Origin of the sequence: Clostridium tetanomorphum, from assembly GCF_017873215.1 — a bacterium.
Lineage (GTDB): Bacteria > Bacillota > Clostridia > Clostridiales > Clostridiaceae > Clostridium_AO > Clostridium_AO tetanomorphum.
Window position 1 is genome coordinate 34,006 of the sequence record NZ_JAGGKA010000018.1, and the last position, 22,467, is coordinate 56,472.

15 protein-coding genes are annotated in these 22,467 nt (G+C 29.2%); 10 read left to right on the top strand and 5 right to left on the bottom strand.

The features are described from left to right. The first annotated feature begins 5 nt into the window (after nt 1–5). The 6 genes from J2Z24_RS15975 to J2Z24_RS16000 all read left to right on the top strand — a co-directional run bounded on the left by J2Z24_RS15975 (nt 6) and on the right by J2Z24_RS16000 (nt 9,166). Entirely contained in the window at nt 6–314 is a 309-nt protein-coding gene (locus J2Z24_RS15975) for a V-type ATP synthase subunit F (protein WP_035150680.1), read from the top strand. A gap of 9 nt (nt 315–323) precedes the next feature. Continuing rightward, entirely contained in the window at nt 324–926 is a 603-nt protein-coding gene (locus J2Z24_RS15980) for a V-type ATP synthase subunit E (RefSeq protein WP_035150678.1), read from the top strand. Between the two features lie 9 nt (nt 927–935). After that, complete coding sequence (locus tag J2Z24_RS15985; protein WP_035150676.1) at nt 936–2,708, top strand: V-type ATP synthase subunit A; 1,773 nt, start codon at nt 936–938, stop codon at nt 2,706–2,708. Nucleotides 2,709–2,722: 14 nt separating this feature from the next. Beyond that, nucleotides 2,723–4,102 carry a V-type ATP synthase subunit B gene (locus J2Z24_RS15990; protein ID WP_035150674.1) on the top strand — a complete coding sequence of 460 codons (1,380 nt, stop codon included), beginning with the start codon at nt 2,723–2,725 and terminating at the stop codon, nt 4,100–4,102. Continuing rightward, the gene (locus J2Z24_RS15995) at nt 4,102–4,716 is read left to right on the top strand and encodes a V-type ATP synthase subunit D (protein ID WP_035150672.1); all 615 of its coding nucleotides are present in this window, start codon (nt 4,102–4,104) and stop codon (nt 4,714–4,716) included. Before J2Z24_RS15990 ends, J2Z24_RS15995 begins: the two co-directional genes overlap by 1 nt. 148 nt (nt 4,717–4,864) lie before the next feature. Beyond that, nucleotides 4,865–9,166, top strand: a complete 4,302-nt coding sequence (locus J2Z24_RS16000; RefSeq protein WP_035150670.1) for a 2-hydroxyacyl-CoA dehydratase — start codon at nt 4,865–4,867, stop codon at nt 9,164–9,166. 53 nt (nt 9,167–9,219) lie between these two features. Here the strand turns inward: J2Z24_RS16000 and gltS (J2Z24_RS16005) are convergent, their stop codons facing one another. From gltS (J2Z24_RS16005) to J2Z24_RS16025, 5 genes are all read right to left on the bottom strand, one after another. Then, nucleotides 9,220–10,413 (bottom strand): sodium/glutamate symporter, encoded by a 1,194-nt coding sequence (gene gltS / locus J2Z24_RS16005; protein ID WP_035150668.1) that lies wholly within the window; start codon nt 10,411–10,413, stop codon nt 9,220–9,222. Nucleotides 10,414–10,712: 299 nt separating this feature from the next. Next, the gene (gltS, locus tag J2Z24_RS16010) at nt 10,713–11,906 is read right to left on the bottom strand and encodes a sodium/glutamate symporter (RefSeq protein WP_035150665.1); all 1,194 of its coding nucleotides are present in this window, start codon (nt 11,904–11,906) and stop codon (nt 10,713–10,715) included. Nucleotides 11,907–12,503: 597 nt separating this feature from the next. Then, on the bottom strand, nt 12,504–13,526 hold the full coding sequence (locus J2Z24_RS16015; protein WP_035150663.1) for an ABC transporter substrate-binding protein: 1,023 nt from the start codon (nt 13,524–13,526) through the stop codon (nt 12,504–12,506). Between the two features lie 309 nt (nt 13,527–13,835). Beyond that, nucleotides 13,836–14,945 carry a hypothetical protein gene (locus tag J2Z24_RS16020; protein WP_051593396.1) on the bottom strand — a complete coding sequence of 370 codons (1,110 nt, stop codon included), beginning with the start codon at nt 14,943–14,945 and terminating at the stop codon, nt 13,836–13,838. A gap of 10 nt (nt 14,946–14,955) precedes the next feature. Then, entirely contained in the window at nt 14,956–15,495 is a 540-nt protein-coding gene (locus tag J2Z24_RS16025) for a LemA family protein (protein WP_035150661.1), read from the bottom strand. 229 nt (nt 15,496–15,724) lie between these two features. On the opposite strand from J2Z24_RS16025, the gene J2Z24_RS16030 reads away from it, so the two are divergent. The 4 genes from J2Z24_RS16030 (at nt 15,725) to ftcD (ending at nt 22,466) form a co-directional block, all read left to right on the top strand. Further along, nucleotides 15,725–17,719, top strand: coding sequence for a transporter substrate-binding domain-containing protein (locus J2Z24_RS16030; protein WP_035150659.1), 1,995 nt, complete (start codon nt 15,725–15,727; stop codon nt 17,717–17,719). Then, nucleotides 17,703–19,061, top strand: coding sequence for a sigma-54-dependent transcriptional regulator (locus J2Z24_RS16035; protein WP_242990615.1), 1,359 nt, complete (start codon nt 17,703–17,705; stop codon nt 19,059–19,061). Before J2Z24_RS16030 ends, J2Z24_RS16035 begins: the two co-directional genes overlap by 17 nt. Before the next feature lie 358 nt (nt 19,062–19,419). Further along, complete coding sequence (gene hutU, locus J2Z24_RS16040) at nt 19,420–21,456, top strand: urocanate hydratase (protein WP_035150657.1); 2,037 nt, start codon at nt 19,420–19,422, stop codon at nt 21,454–21,456. Nucleotides 21,457–21,560: 104 nt separating this feature from the next. Continuing rightward, nucleotides 21,561–22,466 carry a glutamate formimidoyltransferase gene (gene ftcD, locus J2Z24_RS16045; protein WP_035150655.1) on the top strand — a complete coding sequence of 302 codons (906 nt, stop codon included), beginning with the start codon at nt 21,561–21,563 and terminating at the stop codon, nt 22,464–22,466. Nucleotide 22,467 lies beyond the last annotated feature (1 nt).

Sequence of the window (22,467 nt, forward strand, 5' to 3'; positions counted from 1 at the left end):
TAAATATGAAAACTTATTTAATAAGTGATAATATAGATACTTTAGTTGGATTAAAAATAGCTGGTATACAAGGAAAAGTAGTGCATACAAGAGAAGAGGTTTTAATTATATTGGATCAATTATTGAAGGATAAGAATATAGGGATAATAGTGTTAACAGAAAGAATAGCCCTTCTTATAGAAGATAGAGTAAAAGAAATTAAGCTATCAAAATATTTACCACTTATTATAGAGATACCAGATAGACATGGCAGTATAAAAGAAGGAGATTGGATTCTTGGGTATATAAAAGATGCTATAGGGCTTAAGATTTGAGGTGATTATATGGTTACTATAGAAGATAAGTTAAAACTTTTTAGTAAAATAGTTTTTGATAAAATAGATGAAGAATTAAAATCTGAATTTGTAGCTTTTCAAAGTGAAAAAGAAGAAATTCTCAGAAATGAAGAAGATAAAGTAAATAAAGAAAGAGAACGTGAAATAAATGCTATAAAAAAGAAAGCTGAAGTAAAAAAAAGAGAAATAATTTCAAAGGCTAAGATAGAGAAACAGAAAGATATTTTAAAGCTAAAAGAAAATATGATAGATAGTTTGTTAGAAGAATTAATAATGAAATTAAAAGAATATACTCAATGTGAAGATTATAAAAAATATTTATATAAGGAGATAAATTTAGCTCTTACGCAATTTAAGAATGACCAGTTTATACTTTATTTAAATAAACAGGATTATGAAAAGTATAAAGAAGAAATTAAATGTAAAATTTTAAATAGCAATGTATCAATAGAAGAAACTAAAGAGGATGTAATAGGTGGATTTATTCTTCAAGATAAGGATATGAAATATAGAATAGATAATACTCTCTTAAATAAAGTTCATAATTATAAAGAAAAAGTAGGAATAAAAGTTACAGAAGCTCTTAGTTAAGGAGGGGTAATGTTGGAAAGTATAGGGATTATTGTAGGGATAAATGGACCGGTAGTCAAGGGAACAGGCATGGCAAATTTTAAGATGAGAGAAATGGTAATGGTTGGTGAGAAAAAGCTTATAGGTGAAATAATTATACTAGAAGGGGACATTGCTACAATACAGGTTTATGAGGAAACCTCTGGAATTAAAGTAGGAGAAAAAATATTTTCTACGGGAATGCCTCTTTCTGTAAAGTTAGGACCAGGGATTATAGGAAATATATTTGATGGTATAGAAAGACCTCTCCAAAAAATGAATGACATATATTATGGTTTTATTCAGGAAGGAATAGGCTTGATATCTATAGACAGCAATAAAAAATGGGATGTAGAACTTATTGTAAAAGAAGGGGATAAGCTAAGAAGCGGAGATGTATATGCAAAGATACAAGAAACATTACTTATTACTCATAAAATCATGGTGCCGCCTAACATCAATGGAGAAGTAATATGGGTTAATAAAAACGGTAAGTATAGCATAGAAGACACTGTGGTTAAATTAAAAAATTCAGAAGAAATTTATGAACTTAAATTATATCAAATGTGGCCAGTAAGAAATCCCAGACCTATTAAGGAAAGAAAAAGACTTAGCACACCACTTATAACAGGGCAAAGAATATTGGATAGTTTTTTCCCTATTGCTAAAGGAGGAACTGTTGCTATTCCAGGGGGATTTGGTACAGGAAAGACTATGACTCAACATCAATTAGCTAAGTGGTCAGATGCAGATATAATAATATATATAGGTTGCGGAGAAAGAGGAAATGAAATGACAGAGGTATTAGAAGACTTTCCTAAGCTAATTGATCCTAAAACCAATACTTCTCTTATGAATAGAACAGTTCTTATAGCTAATACATCTAATATGCCAGTTGCAGCAAGAGAGGCTAGCATATATACGGGTATAACTATAGCAGAATATTTTAGAGATATGGGCTATCATGTAGCTATAATGGCAGATTCTACTTCCAGATGGGCGGAGGCCTTAAGGGAAATATCTGGTAGACTTGAAGAAATGCCAGCAGAAGAAGGATATCCAGCATATTTACCATCAAGAATAGCTGAATTTTATGAAAGAGCAGGATATACTGAAAATCTAAATGGTACAGAAGGATCTGTAACAGTTATAGGAGCTGTATCACCAGCAGGAGGAGATTTTTCTGAGCCTGTAACTCAAAATACAAAAAGATTTGTAAGTGCTTTTTTAAGCTTAGATAGAAAGCTTGCATATTCAAGACATTATCCTGCAATAAATTGGTTGACAAGTTATAGTGGATATATACCTATGCTAACAGATTGGTATGAAGAAAATATTTCACCAGAGATGCTTCAATTAAGAGGAAAAATGCTTAGAATATTATTCGAGGAAAATAAACTTCAAGAAATAGTAAAGTTAGTTGGAGAAGATGTATTACCAGATAATCAAAGGCTTATTTTAGAAGTAGCGAAAATATTAAAAGTAGGATTTTTACAACAAAATGCATATCATAAAGATGATACTTATGTACCTATAGAAAAACAATATAAAATGCTTAAGGTTATAGAAGTATTATATAAAAAGGCTTATTCTTGTGTAAAAAATGGAGTACCTATTTCTCAAGTAAAAGATAAAGAAATATTTCAAAATTTATATAAAATGAAATATAATATTCCAAATGAGGATCTTTCGGGTATAGACAAATTAGAAGAAGAAATAATTAATTTTTATGAAAAACTTATGAGTAAATATAAAGAGAGGTAAGGGGGGAGTTAAAGTTGGAAAAACAATACTTGGTTTTAGATAAGGTGCAAGGACCTTTAATCATTTTATCTGATGTAGAGGGCGTATCTTATGATGAGATCGTAGAAATTGAAGTAAAGAATGGTGGAAGAAGAAAAGGTAAAGTAGTGCAATTATACGAAGACAAGGCAATAATCCAAGTTTTCGAACCTACAACGGGAATATCCCTTCATAACACCATTATATCTTTTACAGGAAAACCTCTCCAAATAAGCCTTTCAAAAGATATATTAGGTAGAGAATTTAATGGAATAGGTGAGGCCATAGATGGAAGTGGAGATATATATAGTGCAAAAAAATATAATATAAATGGAATGCCTATGAACCCAGTAGCACGTAAATATCCAAGAAATTTTATTCAAACAGGAATATCTTCTATTGATTGTTTAACTACATTAATAAGAGGGCAAAAATTGCCTATATTTTCAGGCAATGGAATACCTCATAATGAGCTAGCGGCTCAAATAGTAAAACAAGCTAAGATAAGTGACAATAGTGATGAAAAATTCGCAGTAGTGTTTGCTGCTATGGGAATAAAGCATGATGATGCAGATTTTTTTAGGAAAAGTTTTGAAGAAGCTGGTGTTTTAGAAAGAGTTGTTATGTATACTAATTTAGCAGATGATCCTATAGTTGAAAGAATAATAACTCCTAGGTGTGCTTTAACAGCAGCAGAATATTTAGCTTTTGAAGAAGGAATGCATATTCTAGTTATAATGACAGATATGACAAATTATTGTGAGGCATTAAGGGAACTTTCATCATCCAGGGAAGAAGTACCTAGTAGAAAAGGGTATCCAGGATATTTATATTCTGATTTAGCTTCTTTATATGAGAGAGCAGGAATGATGGATAAGAAAGAAGGATCTATAACTCAAATACCAATTTTAACAATGCCTAATGACGATATAACTCATCCTATACCAGATTTAACAGGGTATATAACAGAAGGACAGATAGTTCTAAGTAGAAGTATATATGGAAAAAATATATATCCACCTGTTAATATATTACCATCTCTTTCCAGGTTAATGAAGGATGGTATAGGTGAAGGATTTACTAGGGGGGATCATTCAGAAGTATCTAATCAGGTTTTTTCAAGCTACTCTTATGTTCAAGATGTAATAGCTCTGGCGCAAGTAATAGGAGAGGATGAATTAAGTAGTATAGATAAAATATATATGAAGTTTGGAAGAGAATTTGAAAATAGATTTTTAAATCAAGGTTTTGATGAAAATAGAGATATTAATGAAACTTTAAACCTTGCCTGGGAAATATTATCTATATTACCTAAATCAGAGTTAGATAGGGTAAATCCCGATATATTAGACAAGTATTATAGGGGTGATAGCTAATGGAGAATATAGCCCCAACCAAAGCAAATTTAATTAATGCTGAAAGCTCATTAGAGTTTTCGGAGAAAGGCTTTGAACTATTAGATAAAAAAAGGAACGTACTTATTAGAGAAATTATGTCTTATGTTGATTTATCGAAAAAACTACAAGAAAAAATCAATGTAACTTTTAAAGAAGCATATGATGCCTTAAGAAATGCAAATATTACCATGGGGATATATGACGTAGAACAAATAGCAATGACTATTGAAGAAGCAGAAGATTATAATGTTTTATTTAAATCTGTCATGGGAGTGGAAATACCTCATATTCAATTTGAAGAAAAAGATATAGAGCCGAAATATAGTTTTTATAAGACAAATTCTGCAATGGATATTGCTTACAAGAAGTTTAATGAAGTAAGATATCTTATATTTCAATTAGCAGAAGTTGAAAATGCAGTATATAGATTAGCGGTAGAAGTTAAAAAAACTCAGAAAAGAGCTAATGCTTTAGAAAATATACAAATACCTAGATTTAAAGAACTAATAAAAAATATCAGCGAAGTGTTAGAAGAAAAGGAAAGAGAAGATTTCTTTAGGCTTAAAGTTGTTAAGAAGAAAAAGCATAGATAACTGACCAAATTAAGAATAAATCAGACTTTAGTGTAAGTTGCTTTAAAGTAATGAAAAGTATATAATAGCCATATATTTTAAATATATGGTTATTTTTTTGTTGTACGGGAAGAATAAAAATATTACTACTTTAAAAAGGTGATAGTATATGAGAGAGATATTATATTTAGGATTAGACATAGGTTCAACTACAGTAAAAATTGTTTTATTAGATAAAAATAATAAGATAATTTATAGCAAATATGAAAGGCATTTTTCAGATATTAAGACTACTATTATTAATTTAATCAATGAAGCGTATAATGCTATAGATAATAGGAATATAAATGTCACAGTAACTGGGTCAGGAGGGTTAGCCATTTCACAATGGTTAGATATACCTTTTGTGCAAGAAGTTATAGCATGTACAAATACTATTGAAAAATTTATACCTAATACAGATGTTGCTATAGAACTTGGAGGAGAAGATGCCAAAATAACTTTTTTTAGAGGCGGCATAGACCAGAGAATGAATGGAACTTGTGCAGGAGGTACAGGAGCTTTTATTGATCAAATGGCTTCTCTTTTACAGACAGATGCATCTGGATTAAATGAACTTGCTAAAAATTACAAAGTTATACATCCTATTGCAGCTAGATGTGGAGTTTTTGCAAAGACAGATATTCAACCACTACTAAATGAGGGAGCAGCAAAGGAAGATATAGCTGCATCTATATTCCAAGCAGTTGTAAATCAAACAATAGGAGGCCTTGCTTGTGGAAAAATAATACAGGGAAATATTGCATTTTTGGGAGGGCCTCTATACTTCTTATCAGAACTAAGAAATAGATTTATAAAGACTTTAAAGCTAACAGATAAACAAATTATTTTTCCAGAGAATTCACAGCTTTTTGTAGCCATAGGGGCAGCTTTAGCTTCTAAGGAATATAAATCTTTAGAATTTAAAGAATTGAAAGAAAGATTAGAAAATATAAAAAATTATTCTGGTGAAGAAGTACAAAATTTAAAGTCTTTATTTTTAAATGAGGAAGAATTGTTAAATTTTAGACAAAAACATAGTATGCACTCAATAAATAGAAAAGAATTAAGTAAGTTTAAAGGTGAGTGTTTTTTGGGAATTGATGCAGGTTCTACTACTACTAAAGTAGCTTTAACAGATAAGGAGGGAAATTTATTATATTCTTATTATGGAAGTAATGAAGGGAATCCTTTAAAATCTGCTATAAATATTTTAAAACAATTGTATCATTTAATACCAAAAGAAGCTACTATAGTAAATTCAGCTGTAACAGGTTATGGAGAAGCACTTATAAAGGCAGCTATATCAGTTGATATAGGAGAAGTAGAAACTATAGCTCATTATAAAGCAGCAGAATTCTTTTTGCCGGGAGTGGATTTTATCTTAGACATAGGCGGACAGGATATGAAATGCTTGAAAATAAAAGATGGAGTTATAGATAGCATTATGTTAAATGAAGCCTGTTCATCTGGATGTGGTTCTTTTATAGAAACTTTTGCTAATTCACTAAATATGAAGGTGCAAGATTTTGCTGAAGGAGCTTTGTTGGCTGAGAATCCTGTAGATTTAGGATCAAGATGTACTGTATTTATGAATTCAAAAGTAAAGCAGGCACAGAAAGAAGGGGCGACTGTAGGAGACATATCTGCAGGTTTATCTTATTCTGTTATAAAAAATGCTTTATTTAAAGTAATAAAAATAAGAAATCCAGAAGAAATAGGAAAGAAAATAATTGTGCAAGGTGGTACTTTTTACAATGATGCAGTATTAAGGGCCTTTGAAATTGTGTCACAAAGGCAGGTTGTAAGACCAGATATTGCTGGACTTATGGGGGCTTTTGGTGCAGCATTAATTGCAAAAGAGAAATATGTTGAAGGGAAAGTTAGTAATCTAGCTAAATTGGAAGAACTAATAGAGTTTAATACTACCGTTACTATGAAAAGGTGCGGAAAATGTGTTAATAATTGCTTATTAACAGTAAATAGATTTGCTGATGGAAAAGAGTTTATTTCTGGAAATAGATGTGAAAGGGGAATAGGTAAAGAAAAAAATGATGACCAGGTTCCAAATCTATATGAATATAAATACAATAGATTGTTTAATTATATACCTCTAAGTAAAGATAAAGCTGAAAGAGGTGTAGTAGGAATCCCTAGAGTGCTAAATCTTTATGAAAATTATCCGTTTTGGTTTACATTCTTTACTAAATTAAAATTTAGAGTAGAATTATCACCAAGGTCATCTAAAAGAATATATGAGCTTGGAATTGAAACTATACCTTCAGAATCAGCCTGCTATCCTGCAAAAATTGTACATGGCCATATTAATAGTTTGGTAAATAAAGTAGTAGACTTTATATTTTATCCATGTATTCCATATGAACAAAAAGAAATAAAAGAAGCTAACAATAATTTTAATTGTCCTATGGTTACATCCTATCCAGAAGTAATAAAAAATAATATGGACATTTTAGGAGAAAGAAATATAAAGTTTATGAGTCCATTTTTACCAATTGATAATAAAAAAAGATTAATTAAAAGGCTATACGAAGAATTTGAAGAATTTAACATATCAAAACAAGAGATAATAGAGGCAATAGATGAAGCTTATAAAGAAGATAGTAAAATGAAAGAGGATATTAGAGAAAAAGGAAAAGAAGTAGTAGAGTATTTAAATAATACTGGAAAGAAGGGAATAGTTTTAGCTGGAAGACCATATCATATTGATCCTGAAATAAATCATGGTATACCAGAAGTAATAACTTCCTTTGGAATAGCTGTTCTTACTGAAGACTCTGTAGCTCATTTAGGAAAAGTGGAAAGACCTTTAAGGGTTGTAGATCAATGGGTTTATCATTCTAGACTTTATGCTGCAGCTAGTTTTATAGCAAAAGAAAAAAATTTAGAGCTTATTCAATTAAATTCTTTTGGATGTGGTTTAGATGCTGTTACTACAGATCAAGTTCAAGAAATACTAAATTCTTATGGAAAAATCTATACCGCATTAAAAATAGATGAAGGAAGTAATTTAGGTGCTGTAAAAATTAGAATAAGATCTTTAATGGCAGCTATGGATGAAAGAGAAAAAAGTGGATTTACACCACATAAGTTAATTGAAGAAGGGAAAAGGATAATATTTACAAAAAAGATGAAAAAAAATCATACTATATTATGTCCTCAAATGGCACCTATACATTTTGAATTAGTAGAAGAAGCTTTTAAGGCTTCAGGATATAATTTAGAAGTGTTGCCGTCTGTTGATAAAAGAGCTATAGATGAGGGATTAAAATATGTTAATAATGATGCATGTTATCCATCAATAATTGTTGTAGGACAGATGATAGAGGCATTAAAATCTGGTAAATATGATTTAAATAATACATCTGTTATAATTTCTCAAACTGGTGGAGGATGTAGAGCTACTAATTATATAGGATTTCTTAGAAAAGCATTAAAAGAAGCAGGATTTGCGAATATACCTGTAATATCTGCTAATGTTATAGGTATTGAGAAGAATCCAGGTTTTACCGTATCTTTAAGTCTAATAAATAAAGGGTTAATGGCATTAGTATATGGAGATTTACTAATGAGATTACTATATAGAGTAAGACCTTATGAAAAAATTTCGGGGTCAGCTAACTCGTTATTTGATAAATGGATGAAAGAGTGTAAATATAATGTTATAAATGGAAATAGAAAAGAATTTAGAGAAAATGTATTCAATATGGTAAAAGAGTTTGATAGCTTAGAATTAAAAGAAGTTATCAAGCCACGAGTGGGGGTAGTTGGAGAAATATTAGTAAAGTTTCATCCGACAGCTAATAACAATATAGTAGATATTTTAGAAAAAGAAGGGGCAGAAGCTGTAGTGCCAGATTTACTAGACTTTTTTATGTATTGTGCATATGATGCAAATTACAGATATGAAAAATTATCTGGAAGCAAAATATCTATGATTATAAGCAATGGAGCTATAAAGGCAATGGAATTCTATAGAAAAGAGATGAAAGAAGCCTTAAATAATAGTTCAAGATTTACTTCTCCAGAGAGAATTGAGAAAATGGCAGAAGCAGCAGCACCTATAGTTTCTATAGGAAATCAAACTGGTGAAGGCTGGTTTTTAACTGCAGAAATGATTGAGCTTATAGAAAATGGTGTGAAAAATATAATTTGTATGCAACCTTTTGCTTGCTTGCCTAATCATGTAACTGGAAAAGGTATGATAAAAGAATTAAAAAGGGTATATCCAGGTGCTAACATTGCAGCTATAGACTATGATCCAGGAGCAAGTGAAGTAAATCAATTAAATAGAATTAAGTTGATGTTATCAGTTGCTCATAAAAATTTACAATATGTAAATGAACATGAAGATGTTAGTAGAAGAGATAGTGAAGATATTATTAGTGAACTAAATAAGGGATATAATTATTAAAAATATGCTTTTCTGATTAGTTATCAGAAAAGCATATTTTTATATTAATCTTTTTATTTCATAAAATTAACAAATAGAGTTATAATCATAGCATTAGTGAAATCGATTAAGAATGCTCCAACTATGGGCAATACGAAATATGCTCTTGGAGCAGGTCCGTATTTTTCTTTAACTGCATCCATGTTTGCGATACCATTAGGAGTAGCTCCCATACCGAAACCACAGTGTCCAGCAGAAAGAACAGCAGCATCAAAATCTCTACCCATAACATTAAATGTAATAAAGTAAGCAAAAACAGCCATAAGTGTAGCTTGAGCTACAAGAATTATAAGCATTGGACCTGCAACAGCAGCAAGTTCCCAAAGCTTTAATCCAACAAGAGCCATGGATAAGAATGTATTTAAACCTATATTTCCAAGAATATCTGTGCATTTTTGATTAACGTGCCATTTGCCAGTGGATTCGCCAACATTTAGTATAATAGCAGCAATAATCATTGAATTAACATAGGAAGGTAAAGTAAGGCCTAAATTCTTAAAGAATTTTTCAAGTATAGCGCCTAAACCAATGGATATTAATATTAATGCTAGAGTTCTAAATATTTCATCATAATTAGCTTTTTCTTCAGTGGCAGTAGTTGCTGCTGCTTGATTATTAACAGCAGAAGTTGAAGGTTTTAAATTTTTTCCTTCTACTAAACGTTTTCCTATTGGACCACCTATTAAACTACCAGTAACTAGACCAAAAGTTGCAGCAGCCATAGCAGTTTCTAATGCACCATTTAATCCATAACTTTTTTGGAATAGTTCACCAAATGCTGCGCCGGTACCATGTCCACCTGTCATTGTTACAGAACCACATATTAAACCTAAGAAAGGATTTTGACCCATAAGTTTAGCTACTAAAACACCCACACCATCCTGTAATAAACATAGTGTAGAAGCTAATAGCCAGAAAAGAACAACTTGTAAACCGCCTTTTTTGATCAAATCGATACTAGCACCCATACCAATGGATGTAAAGAATACCATCATAAATGGTTTTTGTAAGGTTGTGTCTAAATCAAACTGTATAATTCCATTAACCTTTAATATTGTATGAAGTATTGCAAAGATAAGACCGCCTACTACTGGTGAAGGTATACAAAATTTTTCAAGAATTGTTATTTTGGATTTTATCCAAGAACCAAAATAATAAATAACTACTGCTAATGCTGTAGTTTGCATCATGTCCAATTTTAAAGTCATTCCTAAAACTCCTCCCATTTGTATATTATTTTATAGATGTGGACTAGTTAATTAGTCCAATGGCTATTTTGGATTAATTGATTAATCCACGACGTTTTATATATTATCATAAGTTTTTGTTAAATTCAATATATTTTTTAAAAAGTATGTCGAAAGAAATTTCTATGCATACATAAAATGCCAAAAAGTATTAAAAAGTTTGAAATAAATAAAAATAAATAAGAAATTGGAGAAATAAAAAAATAAGACCTTATATCGTTGAGATATAAGGTCTTATATATTCATACTATTACTATTTTTTATTTAAAGAAATTAACAAAAGTAGTTATAATAATAGCATTAGTAAAGTCTATGAGGAAAGCACCTACTATAGGTAGTACAAAGAATGCTCTAGGTGCAGCTCCGAATCTTTCTGTAACAGCTGTCATGTTAGCAATTCCGTTAGGAGTAGCTCCCATACCGAAACCACAGTGTCCAGCAGCCATAACAGCCGCATCAAAGTCTCTTCCAACTAAGTTAAATGTAACAAATGTTGCAAATAATGCTACTAATATAGTTTGTCCTATAAGTATTATAAGAAGTGGACCTGCAACAGCAGCAAGTTCCCATAATTTTAATCCAACTAGAGCCATGGAAAGGAATACATTTAAGCCTATATTTCCAAGTATATCAGTACATTTTTGATTAATGTGCCATTTACCAGTAGATTCACCAACATTTAATATAATAGCAGCTATAATCATTGAGTTAACGTATGATGGTAATGTTATCTTTAAGCTTTTAAAGAATCCTTCAAGTACAGCACCAACACCTATGGAAATTAATACTATTGTTAAAGTTCTAAAAATTTCTGAATAATTTACAACTTCGTCTTTTGCTTCATCTTTTATTTCAGCAGACTCATAAGCTGCAGCATTTGACTTTAAGCCTTTTCTTTCGATAAGTTTTTTACCAACAGGTCCACCTATTAAAGAACCCATAACAAGACCGAATGTTGCAGAAGCCATTGCGGATGTAGTAGCACCTACAACTCCGTATTCCTTTTCAAATAAAGGACCAAAGGCACCACCTGTACCATGACCACCTGTCATAGTTACAGATCCACAAAGTAAACCTAATAATGGACTTGCACCAACAATTTTAGCTAAGAATATACCGAGAGCATCTTGGAATATACATAATACAGAAGCTAATAGCCAGAAAATAACAACTTGTAATCCGCCTTTTTTAATAAGTTCAATACTAGCTCCCATACCTATTGTTGTAAAGAACACCATCATAAATGGTTTTTGTAATGTAGTATCAAGAGTAAGATTTAATAGACCGCCTTGTTTTAAAAAAAGATTTAAAATTGCAAAAATAAGTCCTCCAACAACTGGCGCAGGTATACAAAATCTGTCAAGAACCTGTACCTTTGTTTTTACCCAAGCGCCGAAGTAGTAAATAACAACAGCAAGGGCAGTAGTTTGCATCATGTCCAATTTAATCTCCATAATAAGTCCACCTTTCTATACTTTTATTGTATTGAAAATGATACTCTCAATACAAGTTTATTATATAAAATACTTATTAAAAAAGCAATAAAAAAATTGCAAAAAATGAATGTAAAATAAAAGAAACTTTTATTTTATAGATAAAATTGAATAATACTTAAAAAAATGTAATAATTTTTCTTAACCTTTCCAATTAAAGAAAAGAATAGGTGATTTTTTAAATAAAATAGTGTAATATTTTAATATACATTTGAAAATAAATAAAAAAATAGTATAGTTTAAATTAAATTATATCAGTTGATTAGAATAATTATAGTTTTTGTTTTTGTTTATTAATTTATGCAATTTGAAATAAAATATACATGAGAATAGAAAGATGGGATTAGAAATAAAAAATGTAATAAAATACATAAAATTGGAAATAAACGGATTTTCGTTATTTTAAAAAGTTAAATTTATTTTAATTTTTTAAAATAAAAATGAATATGTGTAAGTCGGAACTTGCATATATAAGGCAATGGTAAAAAAAGTATGTAATTATTTGTATAGAGAACAGACATAGTCACTTTTTCTATAAGGTGACTATGTCTAAGAAATTTATTTACTATTTTCTACTGCTTTTTTGCTAAATTCATTATTAACAATTTTATTGAATTCTGGTCTATTTGGAATTAAATCAGGTTTATAGGATTGAATTATGTCCATTAATCTGTTTAAATTTTTTTCTTCTAAAATTGGATTCTCTGCATATGCTTGTATATCCTTATAGTTTTTTATTACCGAGGCAATAACTTTTTCATCTGTACCTGGGAAAAAGGGCATTATTTCTTTAGCAACTGCTTCATCACTATTATTTAATACCCACTGTTGTCCTTTATAAATAGCCTTAGTGAAATTTTCTATTATATACTTTTTATTTTCCATGTAAGATTTTGTAGAGAAAAAGCAGGTATAGGGTATAACTCCAGCTGATTTTCCAATAGAGGCTACTATTTTTCCGCCACCGTCTTTTTCTAACATAGTAGCTGTGGGTTCGAATAATGCTACATAACTTCCAGTGCCAGCTTTAAAAGCACCGGCCGTAGCTGTGAAAGCTAAATTAGTAATTATTTTAATATCTTTATTAGGTGTTAGCCCATTATTTTTTAAAACATATTCTAAAGCCATTTCAGGCATACCCCCAGGTCTTCCACCTATTATAGTTTTTCCTTTTAAGTTTTCCCATTTAAAGTTTTTTTCTTCACTTCGTCCTACTAAAAAAGAACCATCTTTTTGAGTTAATTGAGCAAAGAGTACAGGATAATCATCTCTCTTTTGATTATAAATATAGATAATTTGTTCAGGACCACAAAAACCTATGTCTGCACTTCCACTTAATACTTGTTGCATGGTTTTATCAGCACCTTGACCGGTAGAAAGCTCTATATCTAGGCCATATTCTTTAAAGAAACCTTTGCTTATAGATACATACATTGGGGCATAAAATACAGAACGAACAACTTCATTTAATCTAACTTTTTCAAGTTCCTTTTTTTCAGTCTTATTGCAGGCACTAAATGTAGTTAAAATAATAGCTAATACGAGAAATAGGGAACTAAATTTAAAAGTTTTTTTTCTCATATAATCCTCCCATAAATTTTTCTAATTTATAATATGAGTGAAAATTTATAATGTGAATGATACTACTGTTACATTAATAATATGAATATATTATTTGTTAGAAAATCTATTTGGTTGATTAAGTGGGTATTCATAATTCTATGATGTAATTAAGTCATAAATGAAATAAATACTTTCTATAATGCTAAAATTTAATATTTATAGAAAGTATTTATTTTAATTAATTGATGTATTTATTTCTTTATTATTTACATTTTTCTTCTTTTTAGTTGCTTTATTTGTATTACATATTTTACATGATATATAGTTTTAATCTATTTTATTTAGCTTACATTTATCTTTTTTTCTCTTAAATATTTTATGTTTATTATTCTTGTCGTCTCCAAAACATATAGAATAAGTAAAAAATATATTTGCAATTATAATAATTGTATAAAGCCAGGTAGGAGTTTTTACATTTAAATAATTAAAGTTAGCAAATTCCTTTCGCTCAAAATTTTCTTCAACCATTTTTCCTATATCATCTATTACTTTGGTAAAATCATTATTTAAACTGATTTTAAGCATATATTCTCTTATATCTATTTTTAATTTTTCAGATTTCTCACTATCTGCCCAAGAAAATGGATATACCCAATTTATTTTATTACCGCTACTGCTAAAACAAACTACAAAGTCATTTTTATTGCCGCCTTCCCAGTAATCTTGTAGCGCAAAACCATAATTTTCAGGTTTGTCTTTTAGATTTACAAATATTAAATTTACTTGTTTATTTTTTTCTTTTGTATTTAGATTGGAATTAACTTCATTGAGTTTTTGGATTACTTTATCTTTATTATTTATGTCACCTAAAAATCTATCTATTTGTATATAGTTTTTTATTGATTTAGGGTATTTGGGCAAATCTTTATATTCCTTCAGGTTAATATTTTTATGCTTATATATAGAATATGAAGATTTTACTTTATTTTGATAAGTGTGTATAGAAGCTGTAGGAGTGTTAATAGGATAAAATTTTTCTAGCTCTGCATTAGTGTTAGGAAATTTATCATTAAAACGAGTTTTTCCATCCAAACTATGATAAACTTTTATTTTACCTCCATCCGTTGTTTCAATGTAGTTTTCAGCAGAATGATGTACGGTATGAGATGTAGTATATTTCTTTCCTTTACTATCTGTATGGGTTGTAGTTACTCGTTTATCATACTCCTCTATATGATGAATTGATATAATTTTTCCAGACCATATCTCCTTAGTATTTACTTTGGTATCCATGAATATTGCATAAAGCGATAATGTAACAATAAGGCTTATTAATACATATACGAATATAGATAAAAATAAGTCGTCTGTTTCATTTTTTGACACTAACACTATTGTTAATATAATAACTGCTATTATTGTAGGTAAGAATATCATAGTATTTCACCTACTTTAGTTTAATCTCATCATCTAGTTTTGTATCAAAGGCTTTTTCAGTTCGTTCGCTTGTTACTGTAAAGTCTTTTGGATCTTTAGTTTTAAATCCAAATATAGCTGCTGTTATAAATTTTTGTTTAACATATGTGTTGTATTCTCGTATTACGTCATTTATTTGTTTTTGATTATTATTAAAGGCATTTCTACTGGCAGCAATTTCACTTTGTAAATTTGTAAAAACTTTTTGGTCTAATTGAGGATTGTTTTCTAACACCATTTTCGATAATAACTTGGGATCATTATATCTTCCGATGATAATGTCTTTATATACATCTTTCATATTTTTAGCTTGTATATCAGTAACTTGCGTCATTTCTTTGAATTTTTTCCACATATTATCATAAGAACTTTTATTAGCTATATATTGAGTATTTATTCTTTCTTCTAGTGAAATTATTGTAGTTCTATTAGATAATAAAGTATATCCAAATAATAGAAGTATAGCTAATATTCCTATAAATATAATATTAGATTTTTTTAAGTTTTTCATTGTTGTCCCCCTTTTGGTAGTTATTTATTTTGGACTTTATACCTCATTTTGTATATTATGTATAATATTACACTTAAATTATAATTGCTATTGTACTTATTGTAAAGAAAATGATATTTTTAATTGAATTAATATAAATTTATGATGTGAATGTGTATGTTGTTACATTACACATACAATGATATTATTTATATTGAATGAAAAAGTAAATTGGATAAGGGGTGGAAAAGTGAAAAAAAATATAAGGAAATTATGTTTCTGGACATGTATTATAGTAATTTTTGTAATAGCTATATTTTATCTAAATAATTATAGAAAGTATTCAAATGGTAAAGAAGAATATACAGTGTTAAAAGTGGCAGGCGACAATAATTTTCCACCTTTTGAGTATATGGATGAAAATGGTATTTATACAGGGTTTAATGTCGATATAATGAGAGCCATAGCTTTAAGAACAGGTTTTGAAGTACAGTTTTATCCGATGAAATGGGAAGAAGCTTGTGAAAAGCTAAAAAGAGGAGAAATAGATATTATACAAGGAATGAAATACACTAATGAAAGGGAAAAATATTATGACTTTTCTGAAGGATATTTACAAAATACTCAATCAATTTTTGTATTAAATTATAATGATGAAATAAATTCTTATGAAAAGTTAAGTGAACATAAGGTGGCTATACAAAGGGGAGATGTGGCCATTAATAATTTGAAAGCTCTATGGAATGTAGATATAGTTTTTACAAGAGATCAGGAGGAAGCTTTTAATAAATTATTAAGCGGAGAAGTAGATGCTTATATAGGGAACACATTAACAGGAGTAAATTATATAAATAAACTAAATGTTAGAGAGAAAATTAAGCTAGTAGATACTCCATTGAATTCCTCTGATTATTCTATTGCAGTTAGAAAAGGAGATACTAAAACTTTAAAATTAATAAATGAAGGACTTAAAGAAATAAAAGATAATGGAACTTTTGAAATAATATTTAGAAAATGGTTTGGATATAGTATCAGTTACCCTAAAGGGTATGTCCAAAAAGTATTAAAAATTTCTTCATTAATTATAGTTATGTTTGCTATAGCCATATTAATTTTTTATAGATGGAATGATTTGTTAAAAGAAGAAGTAGCAAAACAAACTGCAGAACTTGAAGAAGCTAATTTAAATCTTTTAAATAAAAATAAACAAATATATGAAGAAAAGCAATTTAGAGAAGAAATATTGAATAAAATGTTTAATGGAATTATTACAATAAATAAGGAGGATAAAATTTCTTTCATCAATGATTCGGCTTTAAGTATATTGAACTTAAATATAGCTTATATAATAGGAAAGGATTTTAAAGATACTATAATAGGAGAGATTTTTTCTTTTAATAGAATGGGAAATGAGGGTATAGAAAAAGAGATAGAAGTTGGCAAAAAAAAGATATTTATAAATTATAAAATAAACTTATTAAATAGAAATGATGAGTATTCTAGTGAAGTTATTATTAATTTTAGGGATATAACTGAAGAAAAGCTTATGCAAGAAACTATAAGAACTAAGGATAGAATAGAGTCTTTAGGAACATTAGTTTCAGGTATAGCACATGAAATAAGAAATCCTTTGACTTCTATAAAAACTTATACTGAGCTTATTCCTAAGAAATACGATAATCCAAAGTTTAGAGAAATGATATCTATGGATATCCCTAGAGAAATAGAACGATTAAATAATTTAATAAATGATTTATTAGAATATTCAAAACCAAGAAAACCTTTTAAGGAACATGTAAATCTATTGTCTGAATTTCAAAGTATATTAGCATTAGTTAAGGATAAATTATCAAAGAATAATATAAATGTTAAAATTGATATTCATGAAGATGCATATGTGTTTATGGATAAGAATCATCTTAAACAAGTTTTAATAAATCTTATATTAAATGCTATTGAAAGTATGGATAAAGAATTTAAAACAATAAACATATATATGAATAAAGAGAATGAAAAAAATGTATTATATATAGAAGATAATGGATGTGGTATAGATGAAGAATATTTAGACAAAATATTTAATCCTTTTTATACTACAAAAGCTAATGGTACTGGCTTAGGACTTTTCGTAAGTTATCAATTGCTTTTAGAAAATAAGGTTAATATATTTTTGCATAGTGTGAAGGGGAAAGGAACAAAATTTGCATTAGAGTTTGGAGAAGTAAGGAGTGAACATATTGTATAATATGCTTATTGTAGATGATGAAACTTCCATATGTACATCTTTAAGCTTTGCATTGGAAGATAATTATAATATTTTCATTGCTAATAATGAAAAGATGGCTATGGAAGTAGTGAATAATAATGATATAAACATAGTTTTATTAGATTTAAGACTTGGAGATGATGATGGAATAGATGTACTAAAAAAGATTAAAGAAATAAAACCGGAAATTGTAATAATAATTATGACGGCATTTGGAAGTATTGAGTCTTCTGTAAAAGCCATGAAATTAGGAGCGTTTTATTATATAACAAAGCCAATAAATATTGAAGAATTGAATTTACTATTAATGAAAGGGGAAGAATATATAAATCTAAATACTAAAATTAAATATTTAAGTAATCAGATAAATAAAGACAATAAATATAATATTATAGGAAATTCAAAGAAAATGAAAGAAGTATTTGATTTGATAAGCAGAGTTAAAGATGTAGATATAAATGTGTTAATAACAGGAGAAAGTGGTACAGGGAAAGAGCTGGTAGCTAGGGCTATACATTTTCAAGGAAAGAGAAAAGATAAACCGTTCTATGTAATAAATTGTTCTGCTATTCCAAATAATTTATTAGAAAGTGAATTATTTGGATATAAAAAAGGAGCTTTTACAGGAGCTATAGAAGATAAAAAAGGAATTATTGAACTTTCGCATGGTGGAACTCTTTTTTTGGATGAGATAGGAGATATGGATATTAATCTTCAAACTAAATTATTAAGAGTTATACAGGATAAAGAAATAAGACCTATAGGGTCGACAAAAAGTATAAGTGTAGACGTTAGATTTGTTTCTGCTACCAATAAGGATTTAAAAGAAGAGATAAAAAATAATAGATTTAGACAAGATTTATTTTATAGGTTAAATGTAATAAATATAAATATACCACCATTAAGAGAACGTAAGGAAGATATATCAAAGTTAGTAGAATATTTTATAAAAAAGTATAGTGTGAAATTGGATAAAAATATAAAGGGCATAACAGCTAAAGCATTAGGGGATTTAGAAAGATATAATTTCAATGGAAATGTAAGAGAACTTCAGAATATTATAGAAAGAGCTATTGTTCTTGCTGAAAGCGATTATATAATGGAAGAAGATTTATCAGAGGAAATATTTAATAAAGAAAATACTATAAAGGAAGAAACAGATTTAATTCCTATATTCGTTGGAGAAGACATGAAAAGTATTGAAAAAAAAGTTTTGCAATATAATCTAAAAAAGTTTAATGGAAACAGAAAAAAAACTGCTGAGGTATTGAATATAGGGGAGAGGACATTAAGATATAAGATTAAAGAGTATGAACTCTAAAAAAGTGCATTGCACTTTTTTAGGGTACAGATTACAGAGCATAGAGTATAGATTAAGAATAAATTTTTTCCATTAACATTGGAGAAAATTTTAAATTAAAGTTTTTCTGTAGTGTTAATGGAAGAAAAGCTTCCCATTTGTACTCTGTAATCTTTAATGTGAAAAGTTACGTCGCACTTTTTTAGTTAGCGTCTATAAAATGAAGCGTCAAAAAAATTTATATATTAATCAAAAATTTCAGAATATAAAAAAAACATAGACGCTTTAAAGACGAAGTAGGTATATAATAGAATTGTAAGATAAATAAAGCACAAGTAAAAGTAAATTAATAATTAACATAAATAGGGAGGAAGAAATCATGATAAAAAATTTTGATATTTCAGAAGCAATGACAGTTAAACTTGATGATTATTTACCAGAAATGCCTAAGTTTGAAAAAGGTATAAGAAGAGCACCTGATAGAGGATTCCATTTAACAAAGGAACAAACAGAAGTAGCATTAAAAAATGCTTTACGCTATATACCGGAAAAATATCATGAACAGTTAATTCCAGAATTTTTAGAAGAGTTAACAACTAGGGGAAGAATCTATGGATATAGATTTAGACCAGAAGGAAGACTTTATGGAAAGCCAATTGATGAATATAAAGGAAATTGTATTGAAGGTAAAGCTTTTCAAGTAATGATTGATAATAACTTAGATTTTGATGTAGCATTATACCCATATGAACTTGTTACTTACGGAGAAACAGGAAGCGTATGTCAAAACTGGATGCAATATAGATTGATAAAAAAATATTTAGAAGTAATGACTCAAGACCAGACGTTAGTAATTGAATCCGGACATCCACTTGGATTATTCAAATCTAAACCAGATGCTCCAAGAGTAATAATTACAAATGCTTTAATGATTGGTATGTTTGATAACTTAAAGGATTGGGAAATAGCTGAAGAAATGGGAGTTGCAAACTATGGACAAATGACAGCTGGTGGTTGGATGTATATAGGACCACAGGGTATAGTTCATGGAACATTCAACACTGTATTGAATGCAGGAAGATTAAAGCTTGGTATTTCTAATGATGGTGATTTAAGAGGAAGAATATTTGTAACTTCAGGCCTTGGTGGAATGAGTGGAGCTCAGGGTAAAGCTTGTGAAATAGCAAATGGTGTTGCTATTGTTGCAGAAGTAGATAAATCAAGAGTTGATACAAGACTTGAACAGGGATGGATAAAGAAATGGTCAGATAAAGTAGAAGAAGTAGTTAAGATGGCTTTAGAATCAGCAGAAAAGAAAGAAGCTATGTCTATTGCTTACCACGGAAACGTTGTAGACTTACTTAAATATATGGTAGACAATAATATTCATATAGATCTTCTTTCAGACCAGACTTCTTGTCATAATGTTTATGAAGGTGGATATTGTCCAGAAGGTATTACATTTGAAGAAAGAACTAGACTTCTTGCAGAAGATCCAGATAAATTTAGAGAATTGGTTGATAAAACTTTAAGACATCATTTTGAATTAATTAAAACATTAACTGAAAGAGGAGTTTACTTCTTTGATTATGGTAACTCATTCATGAAAGCTATTTATGATGCTGGAGTTAAAGAAATATCAAAGAATGGTATAGATGAAAAAGATGGATTCATTTGGCCATCATATGTTGAAGATATAATGGGACCACAGTTATTTGATTATGGATATGGACCATTTAGATGGGTATGCTTAAGTGGAAAGCATGAAGATTTAGTTAAGACTGACCATGCTGCTATGGAAGTTATAGATCCAGATAGAAGATATCAAGATAGAGATAATTACAATTGGATAAAAGATGCTGAAAAGAATCAGTTAGTTGTAGGAACAGAAGCTAGAATTCTTTATCAGGATGCTATGGGAAGAGTTAATATAGCACTTAAGTTTAATGACATGGTTAGAAAAGGTGAAGTTGGACCAATAATGCTTGGAAGAGATCACCATGACGTATCAGGTACAGATTCACCATTTAGAGAAACTTCAAATATTAAAGATGGAAGTAATGTAATGGCTGATATGGCAGTTCAGTGTTACGCTGGTAATGCAGCTAGAGGAATGAGTTTAATAGCATTACACAATGGCGGTGGAGTTGGTATTGGTAAATCTGTAAATGGTGGATTTGGTCTAGTACTTGATGGAAGCCATAGAGTAGATGAAATAATTAAGTCATCAATGGCTTGGGACGTTATGGGCGGTGTTGCTAGACGTTCATGGGCTAGAAACGAACATTCAATTGAAACTGTAATTGAATATAACAAAAATAATGTTGGAACAGATCATATAACAATTCCATATTTAGCAGATGAAGATAAAGTAAGAAAAGCTGTAGAAAGTGTATTCGAAAAAATTAACAGATAATAATAAAATAATTTAAAAGTTTTGCAGTATACAATATCTGTATACTGCAAAACTATATATAAGGGAAAATTACCTACCAAAATTGCTTGAAAGGTGGGACTTTTGTGGTAAGTAAAGAGAAAGTAGTACAATGTTTACCTAACTTTAGTGAAGGTAGAGATTTAGATAAAATCGAAAAAATAGTAAATGCCTTCAGAAGAAAAGAAGGGGTAAAGCTTATAGATTATAATAACGATGTAAATCTTAATAGAACAATTGTAATATTAATGGGAGAGCCACAAAAGATAAAAAATGCTGTGTTGGAAGCTATGGGTATTGCAATAGAGATTATAGATATGAGAGAACATAAAGGGCAGCACCCTAGAATAGGAGCAGTAGATGTAATTCCTTTTATTCCCTTAAAAAATATGTCTATGTTAGAGGCTGTAAATTTATCAAAAGAATTGGCAAAGGAAGCGGGCGAAAGATTTAAAATACCTATTTATCTATATGAAAAATCAGCTACAAGACCTGAAAGGGAAAGTTTGGTTAATATAAGAAGAGGACAGTATGAGGGAATGGCAAAGAAAATGAATAGACCAGAATGGAAACCGGATTTTGGGCCAGATGAATTAAATATAACTGCTGGTGCAACTGTTGTTGGTGCGAGAATGCCTTATATATTTTTTAATATAAATTTAGATACAAAGAATATAGCTGTAGCAGATAAAATTGCTAAAAATATTAGATTTTCTAATGGGGGATTAAGATTTTGTAAAGCTATAGGAGTAAAGATCTATGATAATGAGTTAGTACAGGTTTCAATAGATATAACAGATTATAATACAATGTCTTTGTACACAGTGTTTGAGATGGTAAAAATGGAAAGTAGAAGGTTTGGAGTTAATGTAATAAGTAGTGAAATAGTTGGGCTTGTTCCAATGAGTGCCTTATTACATAGTGCATTATATTATCTTCAAGTAGATAAATTTTCATCAGAACAGATATTAGAAAATACTTTTATGGAGTAGG

Bases quoted from the DNA above. Each gene is read 5' to 3' on its own strand.
- J2Z24_RS16015 (WP_035150663.1), bottom strand. From the start codon at position 13,526: ATGAGAAAAAAAACTTTTAAATTTAGTTCCCTATTTCTCGTATTAGCT.
- J2Z24_RS16025 (WP_035150661.1), bottom strand. From the start codon at position 15,495: ATGAAAAACTTAAAAAAATCTAATATTATATTTATAGGAATATTAGCT.
- J2Z24_RS15985 (WP_035150676.1), top strand. From the start codon at position 936: ATGTTGGAAAGTATAGGGATTATTGTAGGGATAAATGGACCGGTAGTC.
- J2Z24_RS16000 (WP_035150670.1), top strand. From the start codon at position 4,865: ATGAGAGAGATATTATATTTAGGATTAGACATAGGTTCAACTACAGTA.
- gltS (WP_035150665.1), bottom strand. From the start codon at position 11,906: ATGGAGATTAAATTGGACATGATGCAAACTACTGCCCTTGCTGTTGTT.
- J2Z24_RS15995 (WP_035150672.1), top strand. From the start codon at position 4,102: ATGGAGAATATAGCCCCAACCAAAGCAAATTTAATTAATGCTGAAAGC.
- hutU (WP_035150657.1), top strand. From the start codon at position 19,420: ATGATAAAAAATTTTGATATTTCAGAAGCAATGACAGTTAAACTTGAT.
- gltS (WP_035150668.1), bottom strand. From the start codon at position 10,413: ATGACTTTAAAATTGGACATGATGCAAACTACAGCATTAGCAGTAGTT.
- J2Z24_RS15975 (WP_035150680.1), top strand. From the start codon at position 6: ATGAAAACTTATTTAATAAGTGATAATATAGATACTTTAGTTGGATTA.
- J2Z24_RS15980 (WP_035150678.1), top strand. From the start codon at position 324: ATGGTTACTATAGAAGATAAGTTAAAACTTTTTAGTAAAATAGTTTTT.
- J2Z24_RS16020 (WP_051593396.1), bottom strand. From the start codon at position 14,945: ATGATATTCTTACCTACAATAATAGCAGTTATTATATTAACAATAGTG.